Origin of the sequence: Tenacibaculum todarodis, from assembly GCF_001889045.1 — a bacterium.
Lineage (GTDB): Bacteria > Bacteroidota > Bacteroidia > Flavobacteriales > Flavobacteriaceae > Polaribacter > Polaribacter todarodis.
This window is the reverse complement of sequence record NZ_CP018155.1, coordinates 2,697,212-2,712,244: the sequence shown is the minus strand read 5'-3', so window position 1 is coordinate 2,712,244 and position 15,033 is coordinate 2,697,212. Positions and strand designations below refer to the sequence as shown.

At 30.5% G+C, this 15,033-nt stretch carries 13 protein-coding genes; 10 read left to right on the top strand and 3 right to left on the bottom strand.

Annotation, left to right across the window (positions count from 1 at the left end):
• Positions 1–24: 24 nt before the first annotated feature.
• The 10 genes from LPB136_RS12405 to LPB136_RS12360 all read left to right on the top strand — a co-directional run bounded on the left by LPB136_RS12405 (position 25) and on the right by LPB136_RS12360 (position 10,511).
• Positions 25–888: a DUF58 domain-containing protein gene (locus LPB136_RS12405; RefSeq protein ID WP_072556635.1), complete on the top strand. Its 864-nt coding sequence runs from the start codon at positions 25–27 to the stop codon at positions 886–888.
• A 179-nt stretch (positions 889–1,067) separates the two neighbouring features.
• Complete coding sequence (locus LPB136_RS12400) at positions 1,068–1,958, top strand: hypothetical protein (RefSeq protein WP_072556634.1); 891 nt, start codon at positions 1,068–1,070, stop codon at positions 1,956–1,958.
• Positions 1,945–2,952, top strand: a complete 1,008-nt coding sequence (locus LPB136_RS12395; RefSeq protein WP_072556633.1) for a vWA domain-containing protein — start codon at positions 1,945–1,947, stop codon at positions 2,950–2,952. The genes LPB136_RS12400 and LPB136_RS12395 overlap by 14 nt, the downstream gene beginning before the upstream one ends.
• 85 nt (positions 2,953–3,037) lie before the next feature.
• Positions 3,038–4,078, top strand: a complete 1,041-nt coding sequence (locus LPB136_RS12390) for a VWA domain-containing protein (protein ID WP_072556632.1) — start codon at positions 3,038–3,040, stop codon at positions 4,076–4,078.
• A 1-nt stretch (position 4,079) separates the two neighbouring features.
• The gene (locus tag LPB136_RS12385) at positions 4,080–4,874 is read left to right on the top strand and encodes a tetratricopeptide repeat protein (protein ID WP_072556990.1); all 795 of its coding nucleotides are present in this window, start codon (positions 4,080–4,082) and stop codon (positions 4,872–4,874) included.
• Between the two features lie 69 nt (positions 4,875–4,943).
• Complete coding sequence (locus LPB136_RS12380) at positions 4,944–6,707, top strand: BatD family protein (protein ID WP_072556631.1); 1,764 nt, start codon at positions 4,944–4,946, stop codon at positions 6,705–6,707.
• Between the two features lie 100 nt (positions 6,708–6,807).
• Positions 6,808–7,569, top strand: coding sequence for an SH3 domain-containing protein (locus LPB136_RS12375; RefSeq protein WP_072556630.1), 762 nt, complete (start codon positions 6,808–6,810; stop codon positions 7,567–7,569).
• 64 nt (positions 7,570–7,633) lie between these two features.
• Entirely contained in the window at positions 7,634–7,924 is a 291-nt protein-coding gene (locus LPB136_RS12370; protein WP_072556629.1) for a hypothetical protein, read from the top strand.
• A 75-nt stretch (positions 7,925–7,999) separates the two neighbouring features.
• Complete coding sequence (locus LPB136_RS12365; protein WP_072556628.1) at positions 8,000–9,865, top strand: SulP family inorganic anion transporter; 1,866 nt, start codon at positions 8,000–8,002, stop codon at positions 9,863–9,865.
• A gap of 10 nt (positions 9,866–9,875) precedes the next feature.
• The gene (locus LPB136_RS12360) at positions 9,876–10,511 is read left to right on the top strand and encodes a carbonic anhydrase family protein (protein ID WP_072556627.1); all 636 of its coding nucleotides are present in this window, start codon (positions 9,876–9,878) and stop codon (positions 10,509–10,511) included.
• A gap of 57 nt (positions 10,512–10,568) precedes the next feature.
• On the opposite strand, the gene LPB136_RS12355 is transcribed toward LPB136_RS12360, so the two are convergent.
• The 3 genes from LPB136_RS12355 to LPB136_RS12345 all read right to left on the bottom strand — a co-directional run bounded on the left by LPB136_RS12355 (position 10,569) and on the right by LPB136_RS12345 (position 15,030).
• Entirely contained in the window at positions 10,569–11,447 is an 879-nt protein-coding gene (locus LPB136_RS12355) for a bile acid:sodium symporter family protein (RefSeq protein WP_072556626.1), read from the bottom strand.
• Between the two features lie 65 nt (positions 11,448–11,512).
• Positions 11,513–14,647 carry a DUF3427 domain-containing protein gene (locus LPB136_RS12350; protein WP_072556625.1) on the bottom strand — a complete coding sequence of 1,045 codons (3,135 nt, stop codon included), beginning with the start codon at positions 14,645–14,647 and terminating at the stop codon, positions 11,513–11,515.
• Positions 14,644–15,030, bottom strand: a complete 387-nt coding sequence (locus LPB136_RS12345; RefSeq protein WP_072556624.1) for a (deoxy)nucleoside triphosphate pyrophosphohydrolase — start codon at positions 15,028–15,030, stop codon at positions 14,644–14,646. Before LPB136_RS12345 ends, LPB136_RS12350 begins: the two co-directional genes overlap by 4 nt.
• Between the last annotated feature and the right edge of the window lie 3 nt (positions 15,031–15,033).

Below are 15,033 nucleotides of genomic sequence, written 5' to 3'. Positions count from 1 at the left end.
TACTGAAAACTGTTTACTAAAACAATGGATACAAAAGAATTACTTAAAAAAGTTCGTAAAATAGAGATTAAGACAAAACGCTTGTCTAATCATATTTTTGGAGGCGAATACCATTCGACATTTAAAGGTCGTGGTATGACGTTTTCTGAAGTGCGACAATACCAATATGGCGATGATATTAGAGCCATTGATTGGAATGTTACAGCGCGCTACAACGAAACTTATATAAAAGTTTTTGAAGAAGAAAGAGAGTTAACCATGATGTTAATGGTTGATGTTTCTGGATCAGAGCTTTTTGGAACTAAAGATCAATTTAAAAAAGATACTGTTACAGAAATTGCTGCAACTCTAGCATTTTCAGCAATTCAAAATAACGATAAAGTTGGGTTAATTTTATTTTCTGATGCTATTGAATTGTATATTCCGCCAAAAAAAGGTAGAAGTCACGTTTTAAGAATTATTAGAGAATTAATTGAATTTAAGCCAAAAAGTAAACAAACGAATATTGCCGAAGCGTTTAAATTTCTTTCTAACATCATGAAGAAAAAAGCCATAGTTTTTATGTTGTCTGATTTTATGGATGATAATTATGAACGAACGCTAAAAATTGCTGGAAATAAACATGATGTAACCGGAATTAGGGTTTATGACAAACACGATGAGGAAATTCCTAATTTAGGAATGGTGCCAATGTTAGATGCTGAAAACGGACAAGTAAGTTTAGTTAACACTTCATCAAAATCTGTAAGAACAAGCTACAAAGCAAACGCATTAAGATTGTCCGATTATTTTATTTCAACATTTAAAAAAAGTGGCGCTGGAACAATAAACACTCGTATAGACGAGAGTTATGTTAAAAAATTATTAGGCTATTTTAAACACAAATAAAAAGCACACCCTAACCTTCTCAAAAGGAAGAAACGGTTAGACGAAATAAGAATAAAAAAATAGAATATTTTAAAAAATTGAAAAAAAACGACACATATAACGAGTTTCAGAAAAGCCAAAAGAAAAGACAAGCCAAACGCCTTCTTTCCTTTGGAGAGAAGGCCGGGAAGAGAGGTTTTATGTTGCTATTTTTCTTTGTTTCCTCTCTTGGATTTTCTCAAGTTGAAGTGGAAATTGATACTGCAAACATTAGAATTGGAGAGCAGTTTCAATATAAAATTTCTATAAATGAAACAGAAAATGTAATTATACCAAAACTAGCATTAAAAGGCTTAGAAGTTGTTGATTCCACCAAAATAGATACTGTTAAAAATAGCTTGATTAGAAAGTATATTTTAACAGGTTTTGATAGTGGCGCATTTTACATTCCACAACAGCAAATATTCATAAAAAATCAGGCATTTTTAACTGACAGTTTATTGGTGAATGTAGCAACTGTGGCTGTTGACACTACTAAAGTAAAGAAATTTGAAATTAAAGGAATAAAATCTGAACCGTATCAATTTGATGACTTTAAAAACCTTGTTTATTGGATTATTGCTGCACTTGTAATTATTGGATTATTGGTGTATTATTTCTTCTTCCGTAAGAAAAAAGAGGAAGAAGAGCTTATTATTGTTCCTGCTTTAGCTCCTTTTGAAGAAGCTATGAAAAAACTACAACAATTAGATGAAAAGTTATTGTGGCAAAACAATCATGTTAAAAAATACTATAGTGAATTAACAGATATTGTTCGTGGCTACATTGAGAGAGAATTAAAAATACCTGCACTAGAAAGCACTACGGATGAAGTAATAGATACTTTAGTAGATTTCAATAACATAAAATCTATTGAAACTTCAAAAGAAACAATTAAAACACTAAAAGGGTTATTGCAAGAAGCCGATTTAGTAAAATTCGCGAAATCTAAACCTATGGCTTTAGAAATTGAAGAAGACCGTAAAGATGCAGAAAACATTATTGCTAACTTGAAACCTAAAACTATAACTACAGAAGATGAATTGGAGTAATTTCGAGTTTCATAGTCCAGAGTTTTTGTGGTTGCTTATAGCAATTCCACTACTTGCTTTGTGGTATTTTTTCAGCAGAAAAAGAGAAAGCGCACAACTTACAATGCCAAGTGTAAAAGGCTTTAATGTTAAAGGTTCTTTTCTTCCGAAGTTAAAACCACTACTCTACTTATTACGTTTATTGGCTTTAACCGCATTTATAGTTGCATTGGCACGTCCAAGAAATGTTTCAGTAAGTAAAAAAACAAAAACAAACCGCGGAATTGATATTGTTATGGCAATTGACGTTTCTGCAAGTATGTTGGCAAAAGATTTAAGACCAAACCGATTAGAAGCTCTTAAAAAAGTGGCTACGGAATTTGTAAATCGTCGTCCAAATGATAGAATCGGAATAGTAATTTATGCTGGAGAAAGTTTTACACAAACACCAATTACAAGCGATAAATCTATTGTAAAAAGAACCATTTCTGAAATTAAATGGGGACAATTAGAAGGTGGAACCGCAATTGGAATGGGATTAGGTTCTGCTGTAAATAGACTAAAAGAAAGCAAAGCAAAAAGTAAGGTAATTATTTTGCTAACTGATGGTGTAAATAATTCCGGAAACATTGACCCAAGAACTGCAACTGAACTTGCTAAAGAGTTAAAAATAAAAACATACACAATTGGAATTGGAACCAACGGAATGGCAGATTTTCCATGGAGTAAAGACCCAAGAACGGGTAAGTTATCATTTAGAAAACAACAGGTAGAAATTGACGAAGCGTTGTTAAAACACATTGCAAAAGAAACCGAAGGAAAATATTTTAGAGCAACAGACAATTCAAAATTAAAAGAAATTTATGATGAAATTGACAAGCTTGAAAAAACAAAAATAGAAGAATTTAAATATTACAATTACCAAGAAAAGTATAGAGATTTAGTATTACTTGGCTTAGGTTTATTATTGTTTGAATTCATTTTAAGAAACACAATATTTAAGAGTTTTATATAGTAGTTGTAAAGTAAAAAAGTATAAAGTTGCAAAGTTTCGCACTCAACTTTCAACTTTTAAACCTTCAACTTTTTAACTAAGAGAAATGTACAAATTAGAAGAACCAATATATTTTTACCTATTAGCAATTATTCCTGTAATGATTGTTATTTTTCTGTTGGTTTTATGGTGGAAAAAACGCACACAGAAGAAATTTGCTAATTCCGATTTATTAGAAAGATTAGCGCCTAACTCTTCCACATTTAAAACTACTTTAAAGTTAGTTTTCTTGTTGATTGGAATGGCCTTTTTAATAGTTTCTTTGGTAAATCCAAAAATGGGAACAAAGCTACAAACTGTTAAAAGAGAAGGTGTAGATGTAGTGTTTGCCTTAGACGTTTCTAAAAGTATGTTGGCAGAAGATATTGCACCAAACAGATTAGAAAAATCGAAACAAATTATCTCTAAAATTATTGATAAACTTGGTAGCGATAGAGTTGGAATTATAATTTATGCAGGTAATGCGTATCCGCTTTTACCAATTACAACCGACCATGGAGCTGCAAAAATGTTTTTACAAAATGCGAATCCAGATTTGGTTTCTAGCCAAGGAACAGCAATTACCGAAGCTTTAAATTTGGCAAAAACATATTATAATAATGACGAGCAAACCAACCGTTTTTTAATTATTATTTCTGATGGTGAAGATCATCAAGAAGAAACCAAACAAGTAGCTCAAAATATAGCCAATGAAGGTGTAAAAGTTTACACTATTGGTGTTGGGACAGAAAAAGGTGGCCCAATTCCTATGAAAATTAATGGCTCGCTTATTGGTTATAAAAAAGATAACAAAGGAGAAACGGTAATTACAAAACGTAAACCAGAGGTTTTACAAGGAATTGCAGATGCTGCTAATGGAAATTATATAGACGGAAACAAAACCGATAATCCTGTAAAAATTATAGAGAATATTATTTCAAATGCGCAAAAAAGTGAGTTTGAAACCAAACAGTTTTCAGACTATAAAGACCAATTTCAGTGGTTTATTGGTATTGGTATTTTGTTTTTATTAATAGACATTTTTCTATTTGATAAAAAAACAAAATGGTTGCGTAAAGTTGATTTATTTAACGAAGAAAAGAAGTAAAATGAAGATTTTTAGAAACATACTTTTATTCCTTTTAATGCTAACTTCCACAGGAATTTTAGCACAACAAGACACACTTAAACTCCAAAGAGAAGCACGTGCTTTATTACGAGATGGAAACGATTTGTATAACAAACAAAAGTATGTAGATGCTTCTGTAGCCTATAAAAAAGCATTGGGCAAAAACAGTAAATATCAAAAAGGAAACTATAATTTAGGAAACGCTCTTTATCAAGAAAAAAATTATAAAGAAGCAGTTCCTCAATACGAATTAACCGCAAAAACAGCAAAAGACAAGTTTGCCAAAGCAGAAGCATATCACAATATTGGTAACGCAATGATGGAGCAAAAACAATATCAACCTGCTGTAGATGCTTATAAAAATTCTTTAAGAAATAATCCTAAAGATGATGAAACTCGTTACAATCTCGCTGTTGCACAACAATTATTAGATAAAGAGAATAAAGACAAGAAAGACGACAAAAATAAAGATAAAAACAAGGATAAAAAAGACGACAAGAACAAGGACGACAAAAATAAAGACAAGGATAAAGATAAGAAAGACGGCGACGACAAGGATAAGAAGAAAGATGATAAAGATGGCAAAGGTGATGACAAACAGGATAAAAACAAAGACAAGAAAAAACAAGAGCCTAAGCCACAACAAGGAAAAATGACACCTCAGCAGATGAAGCAACTTTTAGAAAGTCTTAATAATGAAGAAAAAAAGACTCAGAAAAAGATGAATGCTAAAAAAGCAAAAGGTAAGAAAGTAAAACAAGAAAAAGACTGGTAGAAAATCAGTTGACAGTTTTCAGTCACAGTTGGCAGTTAAAAAATATTATTTTTGCCGTTTTAAAGAATTATGAAGTTGAAATTTTACATAACATTTATACTAAGTTTTTTAGCTGTTATTGCAACCGCACAAGAAACTGAACTTACAGCAACTGTTAGTAAAAACAAACTGGGTGTAAACCAACGTTTACGTGTACAGTTTACTATAAACAAACAAGGAGCAGATAATTTTAAATCGCCAAATTTCACAAACTTTAAAGTTGTTGGCGGCCCAAGTCAATCGGTTAGTCAATCTTGGATAAACGGTAAAGCGAGTTTTTCTCAATCTTATACGTATATTATTGAACCTAAAAGACAAGGTGAGTTTAATATACCAAGTGCAAGTATTGAAATAGGCGGAAAAACATTACAATCTAAACCTGTTAAAATTATTGTTACTGGAGCAGTTAAAGTTCCTAAAAACCCAAACGATCCAAATTATATTGCCGAGCAAAACATACATTTAGTAGCAGAAATATCTAAATCCAGACCTTATGTTGGCGAAGGTATTTATGTAGAATATCGACTTTATTTTAGCGAAAATGTTGGTATTTATGACAATGCAATTACACAAGCACCACAATATAATGGCTTTTGGAATCAAGAGATAAAACTAAACGGTGTACAAGCAAAAATCGGCGAATATAACGGCGAACGTTATCGATATGCAGTCTTACACAAAGCTTATTTAATTCCTACAAAATCTGGTAAACTAACTATTGACCCAATGAAAATGGACATTGTAGTTGCTGTTCCAACAGGTCGTGGAGATTTCTTTGGAAACCCAATAACACGTCAAGTTAGAAAAGATTTTTCTTCAACAAGAAAAACAATTCAAGTTAAAGGTTTACCATTAGAAAATAAACCAGCAGATTTTACAGGTGCCGTTGGTGAGTTTTCTTTTGATGTAACACTAAGTAAAAATACACTTAAAGCAAACGAATCTTCTCAAATTAAAGTAGGTGTAAAAGGAAAAGGAAACCTAAAATTATTTGAATTACCATCTATTGAAACTCCAGAAGAATTAGAAGTCTACGCACCAGAAAGAAAAGAAAAAGTAAGTGTTGGTGCAGGCGGTTTACGCGGAGAAGTATTCGATTTATATACAGTTGTTCCAGAATATAAAGGGAAATATAAAATTCCGAATACGTCATTTTCTTATTTTAATCCGAAGGAAAAAGCCTATCAAACTATTACAACTGAAGATTTATATGTAGATGTTTTAGAAGGCAAGGAATTAGTTGCTAAAGTTGATGAAAATGCAGTTAATAAACAAGCAGTAAAAGCAACAGGTAACAATTTTAGATACATACAAACTTCAAGCAGTTTTGCTACCTTAGAAAAGGATGATTTCTTTAAATCTAATTTATTTTATGTGTTATTGCTTTTACCGTTACTTTCAATTCCTATCGGTATTTTTTTAGCTAAAAAGAAAGAAGAACGAGATGGAGATATTGTTGGTAATCGTTTACGAAAAGCAGACAAACTTGCTAAAAAATATTTATCAGAAGCGCAAAAGCAACTAGGTAAAAAAGAAGCGTTTTACGAAGCTTTAGAAAGAGCATTGCATAATTATTTAAAAGCGAAGTTAAGCATTGAAACTTCTGATATTAGTAGAGAAAAAATAACACTTCTTTTACAAGATAAGAAAATAGATAACACAACCATTTCTCAATTTATTGATGTTTTAAAATCAAGTGATTTTGCACGTTACACACCAATAACCAACTTGCAAATGGAAGAAGAATACAACAATGCAAAACAAGTAATAACACAATTAGATAAACAATTATAAAGCAAGAAAACTAAAGTTTGTCATTCCTGCCTAGGCAGGAATCCAATCAAAGTAAATTTAATAAGAATAAGATTCCTGCCTTCGCAGGAATGACAGAAAAATGAAGAACATAATTTTCATATTAACAATAATTATTAGCGGATTTGCAACCGCTCAAACTACTGACGAATTATTTACCAAAGCAAACACATTCTATAAAGAGGGTAAATATCAAGAAGCTATTGATATTTATAATCAAATTGAAGCCAACAAAGAAGTTTCTTCTGAGTTGTATTACAACTTAGGAAACGCTTATTATAAACTAAATAAAGTTGCTCCAACAGTTTATAATTACGAGAAAGCTTTAAAATTAAATCCGTTAAACACAGACGCAAAAAACAATTTAATTTTTGCCAATAGATTAACTTTAGATAGCATTGAAGAGTTACCAAAATCGCTGTTACAACAATTTAACAAAAACTACTTACAGAAACTCACTTATAACGAATGGGCAATTGTATGTGTATTTCTATCATTCTTAGCAGCTATCTTATTTTTAGTATTCTATTTTGCAGAAACTCCCAATAGAAAAAGGTTGTTTTTTGTATTTAGTAGTCTTAGTTTTTTATTACTGATTGCTACAATTGCTATAACTTATAATCAATTCAATTTAAAGAAAAATACTGTTGAGGCTATTATTTTTAGTGAAGAAGTTGAAGTTAAAAATGCTCCAACAGAAAATTCTAATGATGTTTTCACAATCCATGAAGGAACTAAAGTATTTGTTTTAGATACAGTTGATAATTGGAAAAAAATTAAACTTGCAGACGGTAAAATTGGCTGGACTATTGATGAAAATTTAAAAATTATAACCACTTTTTAATTGTAAATTAACAATTATTAACGTGTACTTTCTTATTTTTGCTTTTTTAAAAACATAAGTTAATTTGAAAATTAAAGTTGCAACTTTTTTTCTACTTCTCTTTACTAGCTTAATTGTAGCTCCTACAATAATAAGTCTGGTTGATAATACACAAGATATTACCATTTTATTAAACCTAAATGAAGAGGAAGAAAGCACTGGAAAAGTTTCTTTAAAAGACGTTAAAATTAACACAACTACATCAAATTCTTTCCTATTCAATAGAATTCAAAAGAAAAAAAACGTACGTTTTACAACTAAAAATTACGTTTCTGAGTATCCAAAATTAGATACGCCTCCTCCCGAGTTGAGTTAACTCAAATTCAATAAAAATTATTAACCCTGCATCTTTCTTTAAATTTCAGAAAAGATGCTAATCAAACATTTATAAATGAAAAATTTATTTAGTAACCTTAAAGGTGATATTTTAGGTGGTATAACCGCTGGTATTGTTGCCTTACCTTTAGCATTAGCCTTTGGAGTTTCCTCTGGTTTAGGACCAAGTGCTGGTCTTTATGGTGCAATTTTTATTAGTTTTTTCGCCGCTCTTTTTGGTGGAACAAGCACACAAATTTCTGGACCAACTGCACCAATGACAGCAGTAAGTATGGTTGTAATTGCAGGTTTAGTAGCTGCAAATGATGGAGATGTTTCAAAAGCTTTACCAATAATTTTAACTGTATTTTTATTAGCCGGTTTATTACAAGTTGGTTTAGGTTTAATTGGTTTAGGTAAATATATACGATACATTCCGTATCCTGTAGTTTCCGGTTTTATGACCGCAATTGGAGTTATTATCTTAGTAACTCAAATTTTACCTGCCGTAGGTTATTATGCAAAAGAAGATGCGCAATTTGTAGAACAATTTAAACCGCAAGCGGAAGAAATAATTCTTGAAAACATCTTAAAAGAAGAGGCTGGAGAAGGAATTTTAGTTCTAGAAAACTTTAAAGAAACTGTAGATAGAGCAGGAAAAATAACGCAAGATGATATTTTAAGAGAAAGTAAAACATTGGCTGGTAAAGAAGCTTCTGGTGTTATGGGAACTTTTAAAGTTTTGGGTAGAGCATTACAAAACATCAATTGGCTAGAGCTTTTATTAGCTTTAGGAACCATTGTAATTATCTACGGATTTAAAAAGATAACAACAGCTGTTCCAAGTACATTGGTAGCATTGTTAGTAGTAACAGTAATTGCTATTTTCTTTTTCCCAGATTATAGACCAATTGAAGAAATTCCTGGTGGATTTCCTGTTCCGAATTTAGGCATTTTTACAGACTTTAGTTTTAGTAGTGTAACGCCATATATTTTTACAGCGTTAACATTAGCGTTATTAGGTGCCATAGATTCACTTTTAACATCTGTAGTTGCAGATAATATGACGAAGACTAAACACAAGCCCAATAAGGAATTAATTGGTCAGGGAATTGGAAATAGTATTGCAGCTATTTTTGGAGGAATTCCTGGAGCTGGAGCAACTATTAGAACGGTTGTAAATATTAATGCTGGAGGAAAGACAAAGCTTTCCGGAATGGTTGCTGGTATTATGCTATTAGTAATTATGTATGCTTTAGGTCCAGTTGCATCTAAAATTCCTGCCGCAGTATTAGCAGGTATTTTAATTACCGTTGGTATTGGTGTAATGGATTATAAAGGTTTAAAAGCAATACCTGCTTTACCAAGAGATGCTAAAATTGGTCCTTTTAAAGTAAGTTCTGAAGTTATTATAATGTTGGTAGTATTATTTTTATCTACATTTTGGAACTTAGTGTACGCCGTTGGTATTGGTTTAGTTATTGCTTCATTAATGTTTATGAAGAAAATTGGTGATTTAACAGCAGAACGTTCTGACGTAAAATCATTAAAAGAAGAAGCTTGGGACGATGAAGGCGATTTTCCAAGTAATCTAAAAGAGGAAGTTTTTATCAAACATATAAAAGGACCATTATTCTTTGGTTCTACAAGCGATTTCCAAGCACTAACTCTTCAAATTCCAAAAACTGCAAAAACAGTAATTTTAAGATTAGGTCGTATGCAGTATATGGATCAATCTGGTTTATATGCCATGGAAGACATGCTACAAGATTTAAAAACAAAAGATGTTGATGTTCTATTTGTTGGTTTATTAAAACAACCTCGTTATATGATGGAACGTATTGACATTATTCCAGATTTTATTCCAAATGAGCATATTTTTAAAGATTTTAAAAAATGTACAAAATGGATTAAAGAAAATGTAAAAGACACAACAAAATAAAAAAAACATTATGCCACATAGAAATAAAGCAGTAACAAAAGACGTACAAGATAAATTAACACCTTTAATGGTGTTACAAGATTTTATTGAAGGTAATTCTCGTTTTATAAGAGACGAAGTACACACAATAGATCATAAAGCATTAATAACACAAACTACAGATGGTCAACACCCAAAAGCAATTGTTCTTTCGTGTATTGACTCTAGAGTTCCTGTAGAATTAATTTTTGATCAAACAATTGGAGATGTTTTTGTAGCTAGAGTTGCAGGAAACTTCGAAAACGTAGACATTTTAGGTTCTATGGAATATTCTTGTAAAGTTGCAGGAAGTAAGTTAATCTTTGTATTAGGTCACGAAAGCTGTGGAGCAATTAAAGCAGCTTGCGACCATGTAGAATTAGGAAACATTACTTCAATGTTAGACAATATTCAGCCAGCAGTTAAAAAATCTGAATCACAAGTAAAAGGAAAACACAACTCTTCTAATACAGAGTTTGTAAACCAAACAATTGAAAATAACGTAAGATTAACCATTGAAAGAATTAGAGAGAAAAGTCCTATTCTAAAAGAAATGGAAGCTAACGGAGAAATTAAAATTGTTGGTGGAGTTTACCATATTAGCTCTGGTAAAGTTGCCATGTTATAAAAAACAATCTTTTTTATATATTGAAAAGCGAACCGAGAGGTTCGCTTTTTTTTTGCTTTAATTAGAAACGGTTTCTTCTCTTTTACCAAAATACCACATTAAAAACCCTCCAGTTACAAACATCCAAATTGAGTAAGCTCCTGTTGGTATTCCCATTTCGGCATTATTTAATATAGAAGTAGCAATTACAAAAGCGAGCGTTCCGTTTTGTATTCCGCTTTCTACAGTTACCGAAATACTACTTTTAAAATCGAGTTTAAAAAACTTAGCTGTTAAAAAACCTAAGCCCATTGTTGCAATATTTAAAACCAACGTAACCAAACCAACTTCTTTCATTGCGCTACCAATTACATTTAGGTTTGCTGCAATTACCGCTATAAAAACCAATATAAAAATTACTGTGGAGGCAATACGCATTGGTTTTTCCATTCGTTTTGCAAAACTAGTTTTATACTTACGGATTAACATTCCTATTGAAATTGGAATAACCGTTATGACCATTATTTGTAAAATAGTATCTACTATTGGCAATTGAATTGTAACATTTGTATCTGAACCAAAATACTCTAAAGCGTACGATAAAATAAACGGAATTGTAAGCACACTAACAATACTTGCTATCGCTGTTAAAGTAACCGATAAAGCAATATTTCCTTTACAAACCTGCGTTATTAAATTACTTGTTGGACCTCCAGGACACGTTGCTAAAATTAGTAAACCAACTGCCATAGTTGGATTTAAACCAAAAACAATTGCCAACGTAAAACCAATTATTGGCAAAAATATAAGCTGATTGGTTAACCCAATTAAAACCGCTTTAGGATTTTTTGCTATTCTAGTAAAATCGGTTGGTATTAACGTCATTCCCATACCTAACATAATAATAGCAAGAGAAACTGGTAAAAAAATGGTACTTATAAGTTCGGCAGCAGACATACGTTTCTTAAATTAATTGATATTCTTATTTTACTTGTGAATATACAACTTTTAGGAAACGTTAACTATCCAACAGAAAGTTTAGCTGCATCTTTCCATAAATAATTTGGCATAGGTTCATTTAATTCCCAATTAATACTCATTGGTTTTGAACCGTAATAGTCTTTTATATTTCCTTCCCCTATAAAAACGTAACCTTTTGTATTACCAAATTCATCTTTTGCTTTTTCGCGAACAAAGAGTAAGATTCTTTTATTTTCTTCTTGATGTTTTATATAAGACAATCCTTTTCCTATATCTGGTCTTGCAGAGTTTTGAGTTTGCCAATGAAATAATAATTCATTTACCGCATAATCATCATACATTGTTGTAGGTGAAAAGTTTTCTTCTGATTTTATAAGATTGATAAATAGAATTTCAGTATTTAAATTTTTATTTAATGCTGTTCCCTCTCTATTAGATGATTTTTTTTCAAAACTACTAAATTTAAAAGCTGCTAAAATTTGGTCTCTCGTGTAACGACTATGCAATTTTAAAGGCTGCTCGTACGGAAGTTGGATAGGTAATTCTTTGAAATCTGTTTTATCAATTAAAAACTCCAAAATCTCCTTTATTTCTTCAATTAAAACAGGATTAACACCAATATGATGTATACTTTTTTCTAAAGAATCAAAATCTCCTTCTTTCTGCCAAACGTCATAATGCAACATTAATAGCATCGCTTTTTCATTTTCATTTAAATCTGAAATTGTTACTTTAAAATTCTGTTTTGCAATTTTTAGAATAAAAGAGAAATAACTTAATGAATTTGTAGATAACCATTTGTTTAAAATAGCGGAAACAATGGATTTTTCATTTTCAGAATTGAAATTTTCTATTTTTCCTGCTAATTGACATAACCGTTTCCAGCTACCTCTTTTGTAGATTGATTGAACAGGAATGTTGTAAAATTCAATAAAATTACTTAATGTTAATGGTAAATTAGTGTCGTTTTGAAATTGTTGTATTCTTTGAATTAATTTATTTTTATTTAAAGATGTTGCTGCTGATATATTTTTAAGAATTGTTTCTTTTGATTTTTTCTCTAAAATAATTGAGCAACCCAAAGGAAGATGTGGGAAATCGTCTTCGATTTCTTTTTTAACGGTTGTATTAGTTTTACCGATTAAAGCTCTAAACTTACTTTCAAAATTATATTCAGGTTTAGAATTTCCGACAAAATCTAAAACTGTTAAGCAGTCTTTATCTTCGTGAAGTCTCAGTCCTCTTCCAAGTTGTTGTAAAAAGACTGTCAAGCTTTCAGTTGGCCTTAAAAATAGAACAGTATCAATTTCAGGAATATCAATACCTTCGTTAAACATATCGACTACAAATAGATAATTAATTTCCTTTTTTTCAAGTTTCTGACGAATTTGAATTCTGTCTGTACTATTTATGCTTGTTAAATAATCGGCTTTTAATCCTGCTAATGTGAATTTTTTAGCCATAAATTTAGCATGTTCCATAGAAACACAGTAACCTAAAGACCTAACTTCATTTATATCTTTTGTGTATTTATCTAATGCGTCAATAATTTCTCTAACTCTTCTGTCATTTTCGGTATATAGACTAGTTAATTCACTTGCGACATATTTACCTCTAGCCCAACTTACATTTGTTAAATCTATACTATCTGTTATTCCGAAATATTGAAAAGGACAAAGTAATTTTCGATTCATTGCTTCAGGTAATCTAATTTCTGCAGCAATTTTATTATCAAAATCTTCTAAAATGTCTCCACCATCCATTCGTTCAGGTGTAGCAGTTAAGCCTAGCAAAATCTTTGGTTTAAAATAGTTAATTATTTCTCTATAACTATTAGCGGTTTGGTGATGACATTCATCGATTATTATATAATCATAATAATCAGGAGTTAAGTTATATTGTTCAAACTTGTTTTTGACAGATTGTACAGAAGCAAATACAAATTCAAAATTATCAGGAACCATTCCGTCAACCCATAATTCACCAATATTATTATTCCTTAAAACGCCTTGAAAAGTAGATAATGATTTTTGGATAATTTCTTTTCTATGTGCAAGGAATAGAAGTTTTGCAGACTTATTATTTTGTTTAAAACGTTTGTAATCAAACGCAGAAATAACTGTTTTTCCAGTTCCAGTTGCTGCAACTACAAGGTTTCTAAATCTATTGTGAACCGTTCTTTCTACTTCTAGTTTTTCTAATACCTCTTTTTGATAAGGAAAAGGTTTAATATCAAACAAAGCTGTAGCGTTTTCATAAGGTTTACTAAATTTACTTTGTTTTAAGGCATTTTGAAGTTTCTCTTTGTGTTTAGAATCATCAAATAATTCAAAATCATCACTCTTCCAATAAGAATCAAATGTCTTGTTGAATTTATCAATTATGTGACTTACTTCTTTGGTTGTAACTTTTAAATTCCACTCTAAACCATCTGTTAAAGCTGACCTAGAAAAGTTAGAAGAGCCAATATATGCAGTATGAAAGCCAGTATTTCTATAAAAAAGATATGCTTTTGCGTGTAACCTTTCATTACTTGTATTGTAAGATATTTTGACTTCTGTATTAGGAAGGTTAGAAAGTAGTTGAATAGCTTTATAATCTGTTGCTCCAATATATGTCGTGGTAATTACTTTTAGTTTTCCACCACGTTCTGTATATTCTCGTAACTCTTTTTCAAGAATAATAATCCCTTTAAATTTTATAAAAGAAACAAGAAGATATATTTCGTTTGAGGAAAGAATCTCTTTTTTTAGTTCACTTTCTAGAGATAAACCACCGTTTCCACCAGTAAATAACTCACTCTGTGTTAATCTTGTGTAAGGAGTTATTTCTTTTAATCTTAAATCTAAATTTGAAAAGTGCGCATCAGTTTTTGAAAATACTGCCTTTAAAATCTCACCTTCGATACTTACTAAATCATCATTAAATTCTTGTTTATTTAACTCGTCCTTTAGTAATTTAATTATTTTGTTAGCAATTTCAATTTGTAATTCAGCTTTACCTTTTATAAGTTGAAAAGCATGTTTTAAAGTTTTTGCTAAATGCTTAGATAAAACATTCGAAGCTTCTTCCTTATCAATTGAAGTTTTCTTTAGAAAGAATTTATCTTTATCAAGTTCATTTAATTTTTCAGATACTAATTGTGTAATTAATTCTTCGTAAATTCCTTGATTCATAATGCTAAAAATTCTTTTAAAATAGGTAAATCCGCTTCTGCCCAATCTAAATTAGTCAATTCTTCTTTATTAACTATAACAAAGTCAGAATGTTCTTTTAAAATTAACTCACCTGAAATATATTTAACTATAAAGGGAATCAGTTTAATTTTAAAATCAGAATATTGATGAATAACAGGTGTTAATTTCTCTTTTACTTCTATTTGAATATTTAATTCCTCAAATATTTCTCTTTTAGTACAATCAATTTCTGTTTCTCCTTTTTCAATTTTTCCTCCTGCAAATTCCCATTTCAAAGGAAGTTTCATTGTTTTACTTCTTTGAACAGCTAAAACTTTATCATCAAAATGAATGATTGCACAAGTAACGGGAATTGTTTTCATTTA

Excerpts from the sequence above, each read along its gene's own strand:
- LPB136_RS12405 (WP_072556635.1), top strand. The coding sequence starts at position 25 with ATGGATACAAAAGAATTACTTAAAAAAGTTCGTAAAATAGAGATTAAG.
- LPB136_RS12400 (WP_072556634.1), top strand. The coding sequence starts at position 1,068 with ATGTTGCTATTTTTCTTTGTTTCCTCTCTTGGATTTTCTCAAGTTGAA.
- LPB136_RS12395 (WP_072556633.1), top strand. The coding sequence starts at position 1,945 with ATGAATTGGAGTAATTTCGAGTTTCATAGTCCAGAGTTTTTGTGGTTG.
- LPB136_RS12390 (WP_072556632.1), top strand. The coding sequence starts at position 3,038 with ATGTACAAATTAGAAGAACCAATATATTTTTACCTATTAGCAATTATT.
- LPB136_RS12385 (WP_072556990.1), top strand. The coding sequence starts at position 4,080 with ATGAAGATTTTTAGAAACATACTTTTATTCCTTTTAATGCTAACTTCC.
- LPB136_RS12380 (WP_072556631.1), top strand. The coding sequence starts at position 4,944 with ATGAAGTTGAAATTTTACATAACATTTATACTAAGTTTTTTAGCTGTT.
- LPB136_RS12375 (WP_072556630.1), top strand. The coding sequence starts at position 6,808 with ATGAAGAACATAATTTTCATATTAACAATAATTATTAGCGGATTTGCA.
- LPB136_RS12365 (WP_072556628.1), top strand. The coding sequence starts at position 8,000 with ATGAAAAATTTATTTAGTAACCTTAAAGGTGATATTTTAGGTGGTATA.
- LPB136_RS12360 (WP_072556627.1), top strand. The coding sequence starts at position 9,876 with ATGCCACATAGAAATAAAGCAGTAACAAAAGACGTACAAGATAAATTA.
- LPB136_RS12355 (WP_072556626.1), bottom strand. The coding sequence starts at position 11,447 with ATGTCTGCTGCCGAACTTATAAGTACCATTTTTTTACCAGTTTCTCTT.
- LPB136_RS12350 (WP_072556625.1), bottom strand. The coding sequence starts at position 14,647 with ATGAATCAAGGAATTTACGAAGAATTAATTACACAATTAGTATCTGAA.
- LPB136_RS12345 (WP_072556624.1), bottom strand. The coding sequence starts at position 15,030 with ATGAAAACAATTCCCGTTACTTGTGCAATCATTCATTTTGATGATAAA.